This is a genomic window from Pelagicoccus enzymogenes (genome assembly GCF_014803405.1).
GTDB lineage: Bacteria > Verrucomicrobiota > Verrucomicrobiia > Opitutales > Opitutaceae > Pelagicoccus > Pelagicoccus enzymogenes.
On the sequence record NZ_JACYFG010000013.1, the window covers coordinates 25,044 to 42,924 of the forward strand.

At 56.8% G+C, this 17,881-nt stretch carries 14 protein-coding genes; 10 read left to right on the forward strand and 4 right to left on the reverse strand.

What is annotated here, in order from left to right; translation table 11 throughout:
- Window positions 1–135: 135 nt before the first annotated feature.
- Window positions 136–1,071: an adenosylcobinamide-phosphate synthase CbiB gene (gene cbiB / locus IEN85_RS09240; RefSeq protein ID WP_191616813.1), complete on the reverse strand. Its 936-nt coding sequence runs from the start codon at window positions 1,069–1,071 to the stop codon at window positions 136–138.
- A gap of 244 nt (window positions 1,072–1,315) precedes the next feature.
- Between cbiB and IEN85_RS09245 the strand changes: the two genes are divergently transcribed.
- The gene (locus IEN85_RS09245; protein ID WP_191616814.1) at window positions 1,316–4,201 is read left to right on the forward strand and encodes a glycosyl hydrolase 115 family protein; all 2,886 of its coding nucleotides are present in this window, start codon (window positions 1,316–1,318) and stop codon (window positions 4,199–4,201) included.
- 64 nt (window positions 4,202–4,265) lie between these two features.
- Window positions 4,266–4,724, forward strand: a complete 459-nt coding sequence (locus IEN85_RS09250; protein ID WP_191616815.1) for an SRPBCC family protein — start codon at window positions 4,266–4,268, stop codon at window positions 4,722–4,724.
- A gap of 4 nt (window positions 4,725–4,728) precedes the next feature.
- Here IEN85_RS09250 and IEN85_RS09255 read toward each other — a convergent pair whose 3' ends face one another.
- Together IEN85_RS09255 and IEN85_RS09260 are read right to left on the reverse strand one after the other, a co-directional pair.
- Window positions 4,729–7,281 (reverse strand): ABC transporter permease, encoded by a 2,553-nt coding sequence (locus IEN85_RS09255; protein WP_191616816.1) that lies wholly within the window; start codon window positions 7,279–7,281, stop codon window positions 4,729–4,731.
- A gap of 27 nt (window positions 7,282–7,308) precedes the next feature.
- Window positions 7,309–8,037, reverse strand: coding sequence for an ABC transporter ATP-binding protein (locus IEN85_RS09260; RefSeq protein WP_224772533.1), 729 nt, complete (start codon window positions 8,035–8,037; stop codon window positions 7,309–7,311).
- Between the two features lie 28 nt (window positions 8,038–8,065).
- Between IEN85_RS09260 and IEN85_RS09265 the strand changes: the two genes are divergently transcribed.
- Entirely contained in the window at window positions 8,066–8,701 is a 636-nt protein-coding gene (locus IEN85_RS09265; protein WP_191616817.1) for an arylesterase, read from the forward strand.
- Window positions 8,702–8,816: 115 nt separating this feature from the next.
- Here IEN85_RS09265 and IEN85_RS09270 read toward each other — a convergent pair whose 3' ends face one another.
- A complete protein-coding gene (locus tag IEN85_RS09270; RefSeq protein WP_191616930.1) occupies window positions 8,817–9,323 on the reverse strand; it encodes an EVE domain-containing protein in 507 nt (168 codons plus the stop codon).
- Window positions 9,324–9,556: 233 nt separating this feature from the next.
- On the opposite strand from IEN85_RS09270, the gene IEN85_RS09275 reads away from it, so the two are divergent.
- The 7 genes from IEN85_RS09275 to IEN85_RS09305 all read left to right on the forward strand — a co-directional run bounded on the left by IEN85_RS09275 (window position 9,557) and on the right by IEN85_RS09305 (window position 17,840).
- Entirely contained in the window at window positions 9,557–10,522 is a 966-nt protein-coding gene (locus IEN85_RS09275) for an AAA family ATPase (protein ID WP_191616818.1), read from the forward strand.
- A gap of 64 nt (window positions 10,523–10,586) precedes the next feature.
- The gene (locus IEN85_RS09280; RefSeq protein ID WP_224772535.1) at window positions 10,587–11,507 is read left to right on the forward strand and encodes a DUF58 domain-containing protein; all 921 of its coding nucleotides are present in this window, start codon (window positions 10,587–10,589) and stop codon (window positions 11,505–11,507) included.
- Window positions 11,504–12,535 (forward strand): VWA domain-containing protein, encoded by a 1,032-nt coding sequence (locus tag IEN85_RS09285; protein ID WP_224772536.1) that lies wholly within the window; start codon window positions 11,504–11,506, stop codon window positions 12,533–12,535. The genes IEN85_RS09280 and IEN85_RS09285 overlap by 4 nt, the downstream gene beginning before the upstream one ends.
- Window positions 12,532–13,569, forward strand: coding sequence for a vWA domain-containing protein (locus tag IEN85_RS09290; RefSeq protein WP_191616819.1), 1,038 nt, complete (start codon window positions 12,532–12,534; stop codon window positions 13,567–13,569). Before IEN85_RS09285 ends, IEN85_RS09290 begins: the two co-directional genes overlap by 4 nt.
- Window positions 13,566–14,528 carry a hypothetical protein gene (locus IEN85_RS09295; protein WP_191616820.1) on the forward strand — a complete coding sequence of 321 codons (963 nt, stop codon included), beginning with the start codon at window positions 13,566–13,568 and terminating at the stop codon, window positions 14,526–14,528. Before IEN85_RS09290 ends, IEN85_RS09295 begins: the two co-directional genes overlap by 4 nt.
- Window positions 14,529–14,530: 2 nt before the next feature.
- Window positions 14,531–17,113: a BatD family protein gene (locus IEN85_RS09300; protein ID WP_191616821.1), complete on the forward strand. Its 2,583-nt coding sequence runs from the start codon at window positions 14,531–14,533 to the stop codon at window positions 17,111–17,113.
- A 118-nt stretch (window positions 17,114–17,231) separates the two neighbouring features.
- On the forward strand, window positions 17,232–17,840 hold the full coding sequence (locus IEN85_RS09305) for a TlpA family protein disulfide reductase (RefSeq protein WP_191616822.1): 609 nt from the start codon (window positions 17,232–17,234) through the stop codon (window positions 17,838–17,840).
- The last annotated feature ends 41 nt before the right edge of the window (window positions 17,841–17,881 follow it).

Below are 17,881 nucleotides of genomic sequence, written 5' to 3' on the forward strand. Positions count from 1 at the left end.
ACTTGTTACCGTAGCGCGACTGTCGCCGGTTCTAACGGCGTTTCCTGTCGACGAATCGATTCAATTGATAAAGAACACCTCCCTTAAGTCGTACCTGCGAAACTTAAGCAAGGCTAATTAATTACATTTTTGTAATCAGTTGAACAGGAGCCAGGAGACAATCCATCCAGCGAGAATCAGGCCCAGACATTTCGCGTAAGCGATCCCCATTAAGTCGGTTGCTCGCAAGATATCCGCTCGCTTCGGCTGGCGGGCTCCCTTGTTCATCTCCGCAGTTTGCACAAGCTTCCCACCCTCGTACATCCGCCCGCCGATCACCACTCCAAGTCGTTGCGCCATAGCCGCTTCCGGCCAGCCAGCGTTGAAGCTCGGATGCAGCTTAGCATCCGGTCTCAAACGCCGCCAGCAGCGAACCTCACTTACCTTGAGCAACAAGAGGCAGCAAAGCCGAGCGGGCAGGTAGTTGAGCAGGTCGTCGATGCGGGCGGAGGCCTTCCCCAGCCTTTCGAACCTAGCAGTGCGATGCCCGACCATGGCGTCCAGAGTATTGCTTACGCGAAAAACCAAGGCGCCCAGCGGACCGAATAGAGCGAACCAGAAGAGAGGCGCCACCACTGCGTCGTTCAGGTTCTCCGCCCCGCTCTCGATCGCCGCCCTGCACACGTCGTCCTCTTCCATTTGCTCCGTGTCGCGACCAACGATCCATGAAACGCGGCGGCGTCCCTCTTCCAGGCCACGGTCCAGCCCCGACTTTACCGCCACCACGTGCTTAACCAAGTCACGGTATGCGATGCATTGAAACAACAGAAGCCCGTCCAGCAACACCTTAGCCCAATCGCCAATCAAGCCAGCTCCCCAGGCGCAAACCGCGTAGCCAGCGGTCATGACCAATACCACGACCGCCCACAGTATCATACCGGCGAATACGCTGCGACCCAGCAGGCGAACCAGTTGTGTCTCCCCGGCTACAGCCAGCGCACCCACCCATTTGACGATATGAGGCATCTTTCGAGGATCCCCAAAAACGAAATCCAGGGCCACTCCGATCCCCAACGCTATCGCATAATCCATGTACACGGGGGTCACTCTTGCTCAAATTTGCGTGTCGAGTCCAGCACCGCTTCCTGTCATTCCGCGCGATGAGCCTCCGATTGGAAGCGCCTGTTATATAGTCTGAACAAGGTGACTTATGGGAAAACGCGGTTATGTTTGGACGCCGCCCGTTTCCATTACACGTTGACCACCAATTCGGTTCTCAAGCGCTCGATCGTCGTCTAGCTCAGCCCTTAGACAACCCAATTACCTCGTACCGGACATGCTAAACCTCCCAGAAAACATCTCCCGTTCCCTGCGGAACGGTCTTATCTGTACCCTTGTCTTTTTTGCCGCCAACGTTGGATACGCATTAGGCGATGCGTCCTACGTGACGCGGAGCAAGGAAAGCTCAGGCCTGCAACTGGCCGCCCATGGCAAGTTGATCGACCTCTATGTGGACTCCGAGGACCATTGGGGCCTCGTCCGCGCCGTCGGCGATTTACAAGCTGACTTCGAAAAGGTTACCGGAACGCAGCCCAAGCTCGAGCACTCGCCGAGCAAGCTTGGAAAAACGGCGGTCATCGTCGGTACGATCGGTAAGTCTGCCCTCATCGATCGACTGGTCTCGGATGGCAAAATCGATATTTCTGAGGTGCGAGGGAAATGGGAAGCCTACCACATCGAGCTCGTCGACCAGCCCGCCAAAGGCTTGCAAAAGGCCCTCGTAATCGCTGGCAGCGACATGAGGGGCGCGATCTTCGGAGTCTACGACCTCTCCGAACAGATTGGCGTATCGCCCTGGCACTGGTGGGCGGATGTCCCCGCTACCAAGAGCTCCACGCTCTGGGTCAAAAACGGCACCCGAATCCAAGACGCTCCCAAGGTTCAGTACCGAGGCATATTTCTGAATGACGAAGCGCCCGCGTTGACCGGTTGGGTGCATGAGAACTACGGCAACTACACGCACGAGTTTTACGTCCATGTATTCGAGCTATTGTTACGGCTCAAATCCAACTTTCTATGGCCGGCCATGTGGAACAACGCATTCGCCGACGACGACGAGCAAAACATGATCTTGGCGCACAAGTACGGAATTGTCATGAGTACCTCGCACCACGAGCCGATGATGCGAGCAGACAAGGAATGGGACCGCCACGGGGAAGGTCCTTGGGACTACGCTCGCAACCCCGATCGCCTAGATGCCTTCTGGAAGGAAGGAGCCGAACGCAACAAGCCTTACGACTCCATCTACACAATCGGCATGCGCGGCCAAGCGGATACGCCGATGTCCGAAACGGAGGACATCGGCTTGTTGGAAAAAATCGTGGACGCCCAGAGGGAAATCCTGACCGAAGTTTTCGATGACCGAGATATCTCGGAAGTCCCTCAGGTGTGGGCGCTCTACAAGGAAGTACAAGGGTACTACGAAAGCGGCATGCGAGTGCCAGACGACGTCATACTCCTTTGGTGCGACGACAATTGGGGCAATATTCGCCGACTTCCTACTCCAGAAGAACGTAAGCGCGTTGGCGGAGCTGGCGTGTATTACCATTTCGACTACGTGGGTGGACCACGCTCCTACCGGTGGACCAACGTCACCCAACTCGCCAAGGTTTGGGAGCAGATGAACTTGGCCGACAAGTACGATGCCAATAAGATTTGGCTGACCAACGTGGGAGACCTCAAGCCCCAGGAGTTGCCCATCACCTACTTTCTCGATCTCGCCTGGGATATCGACGATTGGCCGAAGGAGCGCATCCCCGAATACGGGAAGCTTTTTGCCGAAAGCGCCTTCGGACCGGAACATACGGAAGCAATAGCAGAGCTGCTCACCGCCTACACCAGGCACAACGCCCGCCGCAAACCCGAACTGCAAGACGCCACGACCTACAGCCTCCTAAACTACCGCGAAGCAGAACGTATCGAAACTGAACTGGCCCAAATGGTGGCGAAAGCCGAAGCCCTCTACGCAGCGACTCCAGAGGAACGAAAGTCAGCCTTTTTCCAGCTCGTGTACTATCCGGTCAAGGCTTCAGCTGCCATCACTCAGATGTACATCGCGCAAGCCAAGAACCATCTTTACGCAGCCCAAGGCAGGTCGGTCACCAACGAATACGCAAAGCTTACGGAAAAGTATTTCGACTTGAACAAGGAGCTGGAGGATCTTTTCCACGGGGACGCGACCGGTGGCAAATGGAACCACATGATGTCGCAACCACGTATTGGATACACCTACTGGAACAATCCACCTGCCGATATGATGCCCGCGATCATGCTCAACCGTCCTGCAGCCGTCGCTGACATGGGCGTCGCAGTCGAGGGCATGACAGCTGCTTGGCCCGCCGAAGGCAACTACTACGCGCTGCCAGACTTTCATCGCTACGGACAAGACGAACGGCTTATAGAAGTATTCAACAGAGGAACCGTACCTTTCGACTTCCAGGCTACTGCATCGGAGAACTGGATAAAGCTGAGCAAAACCTCCGGAACAATAAAAAACCAGGAACAGGTTAGCGTATCCATTGATTGGAAACAAGTTCCTGAAGGAACGCATCGCGGCAGTATCCTAGTCCGCGGTACCGGTTGGGGAGGTGCTCGCATCGCCGTTACCGCTCACCAACCAAAGTCAAACGACCTAAAGGGCTTCCTAGAGGCGGACGGATACGTATCCATCGACGCGGCGAATTACAGTTCCAAGCGCGATGTAGACGGCTTGTCTTGGGAAGTTATTCCGAACCTCGGCCGCACGAATAGCTCCATTTCCGTTTACCCAATCGGCGATAGAAGTTTCGAGAATCCAGCCGATGCTCCATTTGTTGAATACGACTTAACCTTGTTCAGCAGCGGAACGGTTTCAGTGGAAACGCTCTGGAACCCAACGTGGCCAATCGCTCCAGACCGTGGACTGCGCTTTGCCATAGCCTTCGACGACGAAACACCGCAAATCGTCGACCTTCACGCAGACCGGGCACACAGCCTCTGGCAAGAATCCGTGCGTACAGCCGTTCGGCCTGCCACAACGAGCCACGAGATTGAGACGGCCGGCCACCACACGCTTCGCATCTACATGGTCGACCCGGCTACCACCTTGCAGAAAATCATCGTCAATACGGGCGGTCTCGGCGACAGCTACCTAGGCCCCGAACAGAGCCTGTTGGCACCTTAGCGCGAGACGTATCGCCTTCGATCAGCTTGACTAAATACCGCATCTTCATCCTCTTTCTCGGAGGATGAAGATCGTTGCCAAGAGAGATCTCAAAGCTTCGCCCCAGGAGCTTTGGGCCATCGTCGCTCAACCTGGCAACATGCCCGCTTGGAATCCCAAATGCGTCCGAGCAAGCGAGACGCCCACCATCAACGCTGGCGAGACGTTCACTGCACTCTACGAGATGAAAGGGCAACAGCACGAGGCCGTAGGCGATATTCTCCGAAGCGAAACCAATCGCGAAATCACATTCCGCTACAACCTGAAAGATAGCGCAGGTACGGGTACGATAATCGAAACGCTAAGCTTCGCTCCCAAGACCGATAGCATCACGCGCGTCTCGCACAGTGTCGACTTCAGCAAATCGAACCTCCCCTTTTGGGTTAAGCTACTGATCGGCCTCATCGGCAGGTTTGGGCGCAACGTAGGCGCAGAACCTCTGCAGGGCGTTCAAGACCTGCTGGGCACCGTCAACAAAAGCTAGGTTCTCATCCCTCGGAGCGAATCGACTCCATGGGGGACTGCTTTGCGATGCCAAGACTGTTAAGCATTCCGGTCACAAGGGTCATCACCGCCACGATTCCTACGGTCGCCAAAGTCGCGCCCCAAGGTATGTAAAGCTCGACCTTCAGGGCATACTTGGTGACCGCCCACCCCGAGGCCAGCGATAGACCCACTCCTGCAATGCCGGCTATGATTCCAACCAGAGCATACTCAACTCCCATAATCCCCCGTATTTGCTTTGCGGATGCGCCGATCGTCCTCAACAAAGCGCTTTCCCGAGCCCTCTGGTAACGGCTTGTGATCACAGACGCCATCAAGGCGATCAAACCGGTGACGATCGTGAAAGATGCCATAAAGCGGATCACGAAACTGATCTTGTCGAAAATCTCCCTCAAGCTTTCCAGTACCATGGTCAAGTTTACGGCGGACACGTTTGGGTACTGCTTCACGACCGTGGATTGAAGCGCGACCATCGTTTCCTTGTTTGACGCGTGAGCCGCCGTTACGAAAAATGCGGGGGCTGCCTCCAGCACTCCAGCGGGAAACACCACGAAAAAATTCGGTTTCATCTCTCGCCAATCCACTTTTCGGATACTGGTAACTTCCGTCTCGATTGGCAGCCCCTGCACGTCCCAAACGATACGGTCACCAAGCTTCAGCTTCAGGGCTTCGACCACACGCTGCTCGACCGAAACCGGGATCGGCGAATCGGAATCGAGCGAAGCGGTCGGCGTAAACTCACCGCTGAGCAGTTCCTCGTCGTCTCGGATGTAGTCTCGATAGGTAGATCGGTATTCCCGGCGAGCGGCCCAGCGTTCGATGTCTAAATTTCGGTCATCGATCAGTTCCTCCGCCGTTCTCCCATTCAGGCTTTGCAAGCGCATCGTCACGATCGGAGCCGGGCGGATAGCGTCGACTTGCAATTCTTCGATCACCTTTTCGACCCCCTCCACTTGGTCGGGCTGGATGTCGAACAAAATCACGTTTGGTTGTCCCTCATTGTCCGCCAGCTCTCCTTGCCGCAACATACTCTGCTCGCTGATATAGATCGTGTAAATCAGGAAGGCGCCCATTCCCAAGGTGACCACCAGCATCGTCGTACGGTTGTTGGGCCGGTGCAGATTGGACAAACCTTGGCGCCAAACGTACGGCAGCCCAGCGACACTGATTCGCTTGAGAGCGAAACGCAGCAACCAGCCAATACCTGCCAGCAGCAACATCGCCGCCAGTATGCCACCGAAAAAGCCGGCCGCTTGGGCAAGCGTCTGGGTCTGCGTCACCGTGAACACGGCAGTCAGAACCAGCAGGGCGAACAACACCAGCAAGAATGCTAGGTCTCGCCATGCCCTTCCGCGGGCTTCGACCGAGGCCCGAATCGCTCGCAATGGGGATACGCGACGTAGGGGCAGCAATGGCAAAAAGGCGAACAAGCTGGTGAACAACCAACCGAAGAGAAGGCTCAGAAAGATGCTGTTCCAGGAAAGCTCTACTTGAAGTTCGAGCGGCAAGAAACTCTTCATTAACTCTGGGAGAAACGATTGTATTGAGACCCCTAAGACAGCTCCGCTCACGCAACCGATAAATCCGACCAAGGAAATTTGGATACAATAGATCAACATCGCCTGGCGAGTGCTCGCCCCCAGACAACGCAAAATCGCCACCGAATCTGTTTTGGCTTTGAGGTAAACCTGTACCGCGCCCGCTATGGCGACTCCCCCCAACAAGAGCGCGACAAATCCGACCATGCTCAAGAAGCTGTTCATGCCGTCTAAAGTGCGACCCACCCTGCGACGCTGGTCAGCCACTGTATCCACATCGACATCCATGGCCTCCAACTCATCCTTGAGCCCCTTGAGAACCTCCAAGCTCGGTTCAGCCATTAGCTCGTCGAACTTCTGGTACGCGAAATAGTGGAGCCGACTTCCGTATTGTGACAAGCCAGTCGCTTCGAAAAAGGACATCGGAATGAGGACGCGAGGAGCGAAGGATCCGGTAAACGAACCTTCACCCGGGATGCGGAGCACTTCGCCGATAATCTTGAATTCCTGTTCGCCGATCTTGATCGGATCTCCCACCTTCAGATCGAACTGCAGCATCAAGCTCTCCTCCAGCAAGGCAACCGGCTCCTCGCTATCCGCCACGCGCAGTCCCGCTGGAGTTGTATCCAATTTTCCATACCAAGGAAACGCGCCCTCCATGGCGTGAGCTCTCACGATGCGCGTGTCATCCTTGGTGGGAAAATAGGCCATCGTCGCGAATTTAATTTCCCGAGCGATGGCTTCCGCTGGAACCATGGAAATCAAGGCTTCTGCCTTCTCGCTAAATGGCACGTTCGCATCGTACTCCACGTCAGCCCCAAGGAGGCTGCGCGACTGCCGATCCATCTCGCTTTCCAAGTTCGCGCGGAAGGAGTTGATCGCTACCAGGGCCGCGACTCCAGCGACCACAGCCAGGGCGAAGAGCCCGAGTTGTCTCTTCGCTCGACGCATGTCGCGCCAAGCCATAAGAAAGATCCAAGCTTTAGAGGCCTGCTTCATAACGCTTCCAGTCTTTTGCGCTCACGCTCACCTCTCGACCTCCTGGAGACGACCGCGATCGATTTTCAGCAAACGATCCGTCGTCTTCGCCAACTCGAGGTCGTGGGTCACCAGTACCAAGGTGGTGCCCGCTGTTTTGTTCAAGTCGAAGAGCAAGTCTACGATCGGCAGACTCGTTTCAGAGTCTAGATTGCCCGTCGGCTCGTCTGCGAACAGGATTCGCGGACGGTTTACGAAGGCCCGAGCCAAGGCGACACGTTGCTGCTCGCCTCCCGAAAGCTGGATGGGGTAGTGCGAGGTTCGCTCCTTCAGCCCGACCTTTTCCAGCAACGATTCCGCCCGCTTGCGGGCTCCCCTCTCGCCCCGCAGTTCCAGCGGCACCATCACGTTCTCCAAAGCGGTCAGAGTCGGCATCAGCTGGAAGTTCTGGAAAACGAAGCCAACGCTCTCGTTCCGCACAGCCGCTCTTTCGTCCTCGCTCATTTCAGAGATGTCGCGACCGCACAAGGAAACCGTACCGCTGCTAGGCCGGTCCAGTCCCGCGCAAATCCCCAGCAAGGTCGTCTTGCCGCTGCCGGAAGGCCCAATGATCGAAACGGTTTCGCCCTCTCGCACCTGGAACGAAATATCTTTCAACACCTCCAAGTCTTCGTGCCCGCTATGGTAGGCCTTTTTCACCTCGCTCAGCTCTAACACCGATAGGGATTCGCTAGATTCCGTCATGCGCTCCAACCCAATATTCGTATCTTGTAACATGCAACTGCTTACGCTCTTCTCAACTGATATGAAGCCAACGCGTCTCGCCCTGCATTTGATTGCCGCCTATGCACTGCTCGCCCTTACAAATTTTGCCCATGCCGACTCGACTTCCAAACGCATCCTGTTTTTGGGCGACAGCTTGACGGCTGGCTACGGCATCGATCAACGCGAAGCCTATCCAGCTCTCATAGGAGCGAAACTGAAAGCGTCAGGCCTCGACTACGATGTGAGCCCGGCGGGCCTGAGCGGAGAAACGAGCGCCGGAGGCCTGCGTCGCGTGGGCTGGGTCATGCAAAAACCTGCCGATATCCTGGTGCTTGCCCTCGGAGCCAACGACGGTCTGCGCGGTATCAAGCTCTCGGATACCAAAAAGAACCTGCAGGGGATCATCGACTTCGCGAAAAAGAAGAATCCGGACATTCATATCGTGATCGCCGGAATGCAAATGCCTCCCAATCTCGGGGAGGCCTACACCTCCGAGTTTCGCGAGATGTACCCATCTTTGGCTCACGAGAATGAGGCGACCTTGATCCCATTTCTCTTAGAGGGAGTCGCTGGCGACCCCGAGCTCAACATCGCCGACGGAATCCACCCTAACCCGGCTGGACACGAAATCGTGGCGGAGACGGTGTGGAAAGCCCTTGAGCCGCTGCTGAAATAGAACCTAGCGCTAAACCGAGCGTAGCGACAACCCTCACTTTATCCAGCGTCAGCACTCCAGGTTCGACTATCCATAGTCTCTGGCTTAAGCCCAGCGATACAGTCGGGATGGATCGTTACACTCCCAACTCCTTTAAATCCTTCGCCGACAATCCGCCCATCTTGCAGACCGCCTTGAAATGAGCCTTCTCCACCGGCTGGATTGATAGCCTTTGCCCGCGTTTCACCACCAGCATGTCTTCGAGCTCCGGGGCTTCCTTGAGCTCCTTCAGGGTCACGAGACGCTTGAAAGGCTTGCCGTACTTGAAATCGACCATCAGCCAACGAGGGTTCTCCTTGGTCGACTTGGCATCATAGTAGTTGGATTTTGGATCAAATTGGGTGTGGTCCGGGTACGCCTTCTCGCTGGCAACCGTAGCCAGCCCCACGGCGCCGACATTTGCTCCCGCGTTGGAATGGTAGAAAATCGCGACGTCGCCCTGCCGCATCTCGTCGCGCATAAAGTTGCGAGCTTGGTAGTTGCGAATCCCGTCCCAAGGCTCGGTTTGCCCCTTGCACTTCTCCAAATCATCGAAGCCGAAAACGTCCGGTTCGCTTTTTATGAGCCAAAATTTCTTCGCCATGCCCCATGCCTGCGCGGGACAGAGGCCTGTCTCAAGAACAATTCGTCCAGCCAGCTCAACGAGATCGAAATCGCCCACCCGCTCGCCATCGACAAGCGACGGCAGGAAATCTGCTTTGGCGCGCTGAAACATAGTCTTGATTAGAAGGTCATTCGACGGTGTCCTTCTCAGCTTCCGTTGGGCAAGCCTCAGCGGCTTGGCCTGAATCCCATACAAAATTACCGAAAATCCATATGAGCAGCTGGTCTGAACGCGTCAGAAACGAAGTTGGAAAAGCAATCCTCGGACAGGAAGTCGTTGTCGAACGAATGCTTGTCGCCCTCCTCGCCGACGGGCATGTCCTGTTGGAGGGGATGCCCGGGCTCGCCAAGACGCTCCTCATTAAAAGTCTCGGCACCGCGCTCGGCCTGCAGTTCGAACGAGTCCAGTTCACTCCGGACCTGCTCCCCAGCGACGTGATCGGGACCATGATTTTCCAAGCTCAATCCGGCCAATTCGAGCCGCACAAGGGCCCCATCTTCGCCAACCTGGTGCTGGCCGACGAAATTAACCGCGCCCCTGCCAAGGTACAAAGCGCCCTGCTCGAGGCCATGCAGGAAAAGCAAGTCACCCTCGGCCCCACCTCCCACAAGCTCCCGCGCCCGTTCTTCGTCATGGCCACCCAAAACCCGGTCGAGCAAGAAGGCACCTATCCGCTGCCGGAAGCCCAGCGCGACCGCTTCCTCTTCAAGCTGCTGGTAGACTACCCCAGCCAAGAGGACGAGTTCGAGATGATGCGCCGCTGGGGCCAAGTCACGGAAAAGCCCGAACTCCAGCCGGTCGCCTCCGGCGAGGAGCTGCTCGCCTTGCGCGCCGAAGTGGACGGCGTGCACGTCTCGGAAGACATCCAAGCCTACATTCTCGAGCTCGTGCGGGCCACTCGCGAGATGCCTAAAGCCACCAAGCCCGAAGACCGGCTTCTCTCCTACGGCGCCTCGCCTCGAGCCTCCATCAGCCTCTACCAGGCTAGCCGCGCCCTCGCTTGGCTGCGCGGCATGGACCACGTCTCGCCCGCAGTCGTAAAGGACATATTCTTCGACGCCATGCGCCACCGCGTGGGACTGAGCTACGAAGCGGAAGCCGAGGAAATCACCGCCGACCAAGTGTTGCTGAAAATCCTAGACAAGACCGCCATCCCCAGCCGAGCCGGCATGATCTAAGTTCTTGGATACGATTTAACCATTCGCTCGAGCAATCGCTCCGGCGAAATCCACGCTCCCACCCATGCCAACTCCCGAAGAGAAGCCTAGCTCCCAAGCCAACCTTTCCGCAACCGTCGCCATGTTGCGACGCTTGGAATGGCGGGCTCGTCTCGTGGTGCAGAGCGCCCTCGGCGGAGAATACAAGTCCTCCTTCCGCGGCAAAGGCATGGAGTTCGACCAAGTCGTGAAGTACGAGTTTGGCGACGACGTGCGGGACATCGACTGGAACGTAACCGCCAGACTTGGCGAGGCGTACCGCAAGAAGTTCATCGAAGAACGGGAAATCACCCTCCTACTCCTTTTTGAAGACACTCCCTCGCTGCAATTCGGATCCGGTAGCGTCACCAAGCGCCAAGCTCTGCTGGAGCTCGCGAGCCTTCTCATGCTGCTCAGCGCCGTGAATGGCGACCGAATTTCCCTGCTGCACGCAACTCCCCAGGGGTACACTCTCACCAAATCAGCCACCGGTCGCGGCCGTGTGATGCACACTGCCGCCAATCTGCTCGGGCACCCGGCCCCACCCATTCTCGACGGGCAAGAAGCAAAGATTCCTTGGAAGTACGTGCTCAAAGCGGCTCCGCGACACAGCATCTTCGTCTGGCTCGGCGACTTCCCCGGCCCCTCCCAACCGGATGTCTGGCCCGTTCTACGGCGACAGTACCAGCCGGTCGGATTTCGCATTTCGGATCCATGGGAGCTGGAGCTCCCAAAGTCCGGCAGCCAACCTGTCTACGACCCCACCACTGGCGAGCTCTATACCCTCAACGGTGGATCGAGCGCTCAGAGATCGGCCCATGAAAGCTGGAGCCAACAACGTGACAAGGCCTTCCAAAACCTATTCCCCAAAGACAGCGATCGGCTCAGCCTCACCGCTGGCGATGATGCGCTGGAGGCCGTGACCAACTTTTTCCATCAACGCATGAAACGTTTCGCCCGCGTATGATTGAGCTTTTGGATACAAAGTTTCAACTGGCCAGTCCCTACTGGCTTTTGGCCCTGCTGGTTTTGCCCGTTGTGGCTTGGCTGCGAGGTCGTCGGGCTGTATCCGCCATGATACTACCATTTTCCGGAGCCTGGCGCCGCCCAAGTTTCATTGGAGGCACGAAGCTAGCGACAACGCTCGTATTCCTCTCAGCGGTTGCCATGATTCTCGCTTTGGCCCGCCCCCAATCCGTGGCCACGGAACGCCATTCCAAGAGCCGCGGCTACGACATCATACTCGCAGTAGACCTTTCTGGATCCATGGAAGCGGAGGACTACTTCGTAAACCGCAAGCGCTCCAATCGCCTCCAAGCCGTCAAGCCCGTGCTCAGCGCCTTTATCAATCGTCGCGAAAACGACCGCATCGGTCTCATCGCCTTCGCCGGACGGGCCTACACCGCAGCGCCTTTGACCTTCGACCACAAATGGCTAGCCCGCCAAACGGAGCGGCTGCAGATCGGATTGATCGAGGACGGGACAGCCATCGGTGACGCGCTCGCCGTCGCCACCTCTCGCCTTCTGGAAGGGGCCAAAGAGCGCGCCGGCGAGCGAGAGGGCGCTTTTATCGTACTCCTCACCGACGGAGAAAACACTGCGGGAATGATGGAACCCATGGAGGGCGCTACCCTAGCCAAAGAGGCAGGCATTCGCGTCTACACAATCGCAGCGGGAAAAAATGGATACGTTCCCTTTCCTCGCCGCAACGAGCGTGGCGAACGCATCGGCACAACACAGCAGCTCCTCCGCGTCGACACCGAAACGCTGAAGAAGATTTCCGACTTTACCAGCGGCGAATTTTTCCGTGCCGAAGATTCGGATACAATCGATCAAGCGTTTCAGAAGATCGATGAATCAAGCACCATAGAATTCGAAGTGAGGCAGTATTCAACCATTACCGAGCTTTTTCCTTATCCGCTCTATGCAGCGGCAGCATTTGCCCTGCTGGGCCTCGTTGCCGGAGCGAATAAATTCAGGGAGGCCCTCGCATGAGTATCGATTGGGCACATGAAGAATACCTTTGGGGGCTCGCTTTTCCGATCCTCCTGCTGGCATGGAATTTGTTCCACCGCAGTCGGGCCTCTGCACGACGGAAGGGCGCCCAAGCCCAATGGGCGACCGCCGGTTTCGGCGGCATCAAGCAAGCGAGCCGAACCCGAGCTCGGCCGCCCAAGATCATGCTTTGCGCTTCTCTCGCGCTTCTCGTCGTATCCGTTGCGCAACCACGCTGGGGAACTGAGGAACAGCTTACCTTCGAACGCAGTCGCGAGGTCATTATCGCAATCGACCTATCGAAGAGCATGCTGGCGAATGACATTAAACCGAACCGCCTCGAACGCGCGAAACTCGTGGTGGAAGGAATGCTGGATACCTTGGAAGGCGAGAGCGTGGGCTTGATCGTATTCGCCGGGACCGCCTTTCTGCAAAGCCCCATGAGTCCCGACTATCAGATCCTGCGTGGCTTTCTCGACGACATAAACCCGAGCTTCATTCCGCAAGGCGGCACCAATTACACGGCGATGATGGAGACTGCGTTGGACTCGTTCGAGCAATCTGATGGTATGGCTGACCGCTTCCTTATTATCATCAGCGACGGCGAAAGCTTGGATTCCGGTTGGGAATCGAGAGCCCAAATGCTGAAGGAGCAAAACGTCCGTACTATCTGTCTCGGTTTCGGCACCAAAGAAGGTAGCCTCATTCCCGATGGATCCGGTGGCTACCTCAAGGATCCCCAAGGCGCCGTAGTGCTCAGCAAGCTCGAACCAGGAACCCTCACGCAAATTGCCCGCATCACGGGAGGGATCTACCGCGAAGCCAGCGTTTGGGTCGACCTCGCCCAAGTCGTCGAAGAAACTGTGGAAAAAGGCAAAGCGGCCCTCAAGGAACGAGAGCGGGAAGACGCAATGATCGAGCGCTTCCACTACTTCCTAGCCCCTGGCTTACTCCTCTTGTTGCTTTCAATTTATTGGGAGTTTCCCACCTTGCCGAAAGCTCGGACCATCAAACGAAAGGAGGCGACCGCATGAAACCTCGCATTATCGTTTCAACGACGACTCTGTTCGTTAGCTCAACCCTGTTTGGCGTCACCAGCTCGACTCCAGATTCCGAATACGAAAGCGGAGCTCCTGCGCGGCGTCCATCTCCCCCTCAAACAGCAGAAGGCGTCACCCTTCCGAATTTGATTTCCGAAATCGTAGAAAAGGACGAGGTCACGGCCGAAGATTACGGGAAGGTCGCTTCCGGGACGATGCAAGTCGCCATGCAGCTCATGCAGCAAGGGCAAGAGATGCCGGATGGTCCGGTGAAAGACGCTCTTGATGCCGTAGCAGCAGGAAGGGAGCTCGACCCCATCGCCGCAGATTGGGACAGTCTCGAGCAACGCCTACTCGACCTGCTCAATCCCCCGCATCAAGAGCAGCAGCCACAGCAACAGGAAGGCGACAACTCCGACGAGCAACAAGAGCAGCAAGACGGCGAGCAGCAGCAGGAAGGCAGTTCCGGTTCCTCGGAGGAGGGCTCAGAAAACTCGGAGGAGAGCGACGCCCAGTCTCAAGGCGATGAGTCGCAACAGTCGGACGAAGGCCAGCAAGGCGAAGACGCAGAGCAGCAACAAGAAGGGGAAAACGGCGAATCGCAAAACCAAGACGGCGGGGAAGAGCGAGGCGAGCAAGGCGAAGGAGACGAGTCTACCCAAGCGACCAACACGCAGGACGGCGCTCAAATGGGCGAGCTCGACCAGCCTGAGGAACAGCAACAAGTCGAGTTGGACGGCGAAGAATCCGCTCAGCAGCCTTCTCAAGAAGAAATGCAAACCCTAGGCGGAAAACAGGCAGTTGGGGAACCCGTCAATGCCGAGACCGCCGCCTTGAAGCAAATGCTGGAGCAGCTCCGCCAGCAGGACCAACCCGGAAAACTTTACCAGATCTTACAGGAAGCCCAAACGGGCGGAAAAAAGAAACAGCAACCCAATGCCAAGGATTGGTAACCATGCGTTTCCCTCTAGCTAAACTTCTAATCGTCCTCGCCGCCGTATCCGGCTGCGTATCCACAATCTGGGCTCAATCAGTCTATTGGTCTCCCAGCAGCGGCACGCTGCAGCAAGGCAAGTCCAACGCCATCGACCTCTTTTTCGACTCCTGCCAACCCGAAGGGCAACCGGAACTCCCGGAAATCAGTGGCCTGGACCTCCGCTTTCGCGGCCAATCGAGTTCAACCAACATTATCAACGGTCGCCGCAGCTCAAAAGTCATCCTCAACTATCAAGCAACTCCATTGAGGCTCGGAACCGTTACCCTGCCCAGTATTCGCGTACAGACTTCAGAGGGTGAAATGCAAGTAACAGCCGCCCGCTTCGAAGTAGTGGAAGCCACCGTGGGCAACAGCGGCGTCAGCCCGGATGAAGTCTTCGTTTCTCTTTTTCAAAACCGAGACGACAAGATCTACGTCGGCGAAGTCTTCGAATTGGAATACGTCGCTGGAGCCAAGGAGGAGTATCAGCTTGCCGACCTTTCCGTGCCGGAATGGAATCCTACCGAAATAGTGAGCGGTGGCTTGGTAGATGGCCAAGTGAGCCGTGTTAATTATCAAGGCTCCCCCTACCTGATAAAGCTGTACACGACCAAAGCCATCGCGACCTCGCCGGGCATCAAGCAACTGCCCTCCGCTACCCAGGAAGCGACAGTCGTGATCGGCCGCCGCCGTAACATCTTTCAAGAGGCGGTCTACGATTCCTTTATCATCGAAAGCGATCCCTTCGCTCTAGAGATCCTTCCCTTGCCGGAAGGGGCTCCCGCATCCTTCAAAGGTGCCGTCGGTCAATTCGAGCTGGATTCGCGCGTAGTGCCCGAACAAGTACAGGTTGGCGAACCGGTGACATGGACCTTGGAGCTCAAAGGCACGGGCAATTGGCCAGCAGGCATTGGCGTTCCAGCCCGTTCCGTCTCCAGTCGCTTCAAAGCGATTCAGCCGGAGATCAACAACGAGTTCAGCGAAGACAACCTTTTTAGCGGCAGCCAAAGCGAGGACATCGTGCTGATCCCCACAGAGGCTGGAACCTTCGATTTCGGACCGCTGGAATACACCTATTTCGACCCGCAGGAGGAAACCTACAAGACGATCAGCCTGCCCTCTCGCACCGTGACCGTGACTCCCGCCGTTCCGCAATCCCCCCAGGGCACGGCCACTCCCGCCGAGGCGGGGGCGCCTAGCGCGGATCAGTTCTCGGGCGAAACTCCGAGCTACGACCTCAATCCCTCCGGCCAAAATACCTTTCAAAAGCCACCCCAACTTCTCAAGGATCCGCAAGTATCGAAGCGTAGCGCAAAGGCGCCCAGCGAGAAGTTCTCCCTGCTCAGGCCGACGCTCTTGGCTGTCAGCGCTCCGATCGCGGGATGGCTGGTCCTGGCCATGCTGCAAAGCATCTTGGTCGATCCTCGCAGGCCTGAACGACGCGCCCTGCGCCAACTGCGCAAGCTCAGCCGACTGGCCTCACCCAGCGATCTCGAGCAACAAAAGCAGCACCATCGTAGGTGGCGAGATGCAGCCAGCCGCTACTTTGCAGTGAGAGCTCTCGAACCGACGCCGCTGGAAATTTTCAATTCTGCCAAGACACTGCGCAACGAGGAGTTCGCCAAGCATTGGAGCAAAGCCTGGGAGTTGTCCGACCAGCTCCTTTTTGGCAGAGGCAACATCGACCAAAAAGAATGGGAACGCCTACAGAAGCTCGCCGTTGGCATGTGCCCGGGAAAGAACTACAAGCCAAGCTCGGTATTTCGCGTGAAGTCCTGGTTCCCGGCCATTGCTCTATCCTGCATTGCCCTCGTCGATCCACATTCAGGCATTGCCCAGGAAATCGATGACTTGGAGCCGGCAGAGCTTTACCAGCAAGGTAAGTTCGAGCAGGCCGCCGCCCAATGGCTCGGCGCCCTGGACTCCGAACCCCAAGTGGTCGAGCACCGCTACAACGCTGGCTTGGCGTTCGCCCAGATGGGCGACTGGCCGCGCGCTTGGGCATACTGGACCAGCGCGTTTTGCCTCGATCCCAGCGACGAGAACGTGGCTTGGAATCTAAGAATCGCCCATCAAAACACCTCTGCCTACGATCCAGTGTTGCAGTCCCTGATCGAGGGCGAGGGCTTGTACCGCATCGTTCGCCTACGTTCCCCCTCCGCTTGGCAAACGCTATCGCAGCAAGCGATTTGGGCCCTCGGGTTCCTTCTCTTCGCAGCGATCTTGACCATCTACGTCAAGCCGCTTCGCCGCGCCTCAGCCTACCTGCTGGTGCTCGCCGTGCTGAGCGGCCTCTTCGCCTACTTTTCAGCATGGGCCCTGTCCAAGTACGAGGCTCTCGGCGAACCCGATTCTATTTTGGTCGTCGCCGAAGCCCCCTTGCTTTCAATCCCAACGGACCTGCAGGCCGAGCAGGTTTCAAGCGTGGTCGCAGAAGGTACCATCGTGACACGGCAGAAGAGCTTTCTCGGCTGGGTGAAAATCGAGCTGCCAAACGGCGAATCTGGCTGGCTGCGACAGGAAAACTTATTGCCTCTTTACGGACCTGCGACGCAAGGATAAGGCAATCAGGAACTTAGCCTTGACTGTAAAGAGAGGCGACGATTGGTCGATGCAATAAAATTGCCGAAATCACTCCCTTGGCAGAGTCGTTTCTCTGGCATAGTTCAAAACGCATCGAATGGATTTCTTTAAACGCCACTGTTCAACAATCGTACTCATTACGATAGCAGCGTTCTGGATCGGCATCAGGCTCGGTACAGACGACTGCCCGAGCTGCGTTGTGTCCAATTTGACCGACAGAGCTTTCAGCGAGGAGGAAACTGCGGTCGTCGCGGAAAAGGAACCAGCCGAGAAGAAGGTGAACTGGTCCACCGTCGATACCGAAGGAAAGCTCTTTTCCAGCAACGATCTCGACGGCAAAGTCGGTGTGCTTGTCTACTGGGCTACCTGGTGCGGAGGATGCAAGTCCGAGATCCCGGACCTCATCGCCTTGAGAAAAGAATTCGCGACAAGCGACGTAGAAATCGTAGGCCTCTCCGTCGACGAAGCTCACAAGGACCTCGCAGCTTTTGCCGAATCCGCCGGAATCAACTACCGTATCGCTCGGGTAACTCCGTCCATCGTCGAAACCTTCGGACAAGCGGAATCAATCCCTACCCTAATGATCGTAGACCAAGAAGGCCGTATTCACTTTCGCCATACAGGGGTCGTATCCAAAGATGCCCTGTCCGAGCGCGTTCGCAGCCTTCTCGCAACACACCACATCGATCGAGCTTACGGAATTTAAACAGTTCGTGCGCTGACCGTCCGCCTAGGCGGACGGGACGG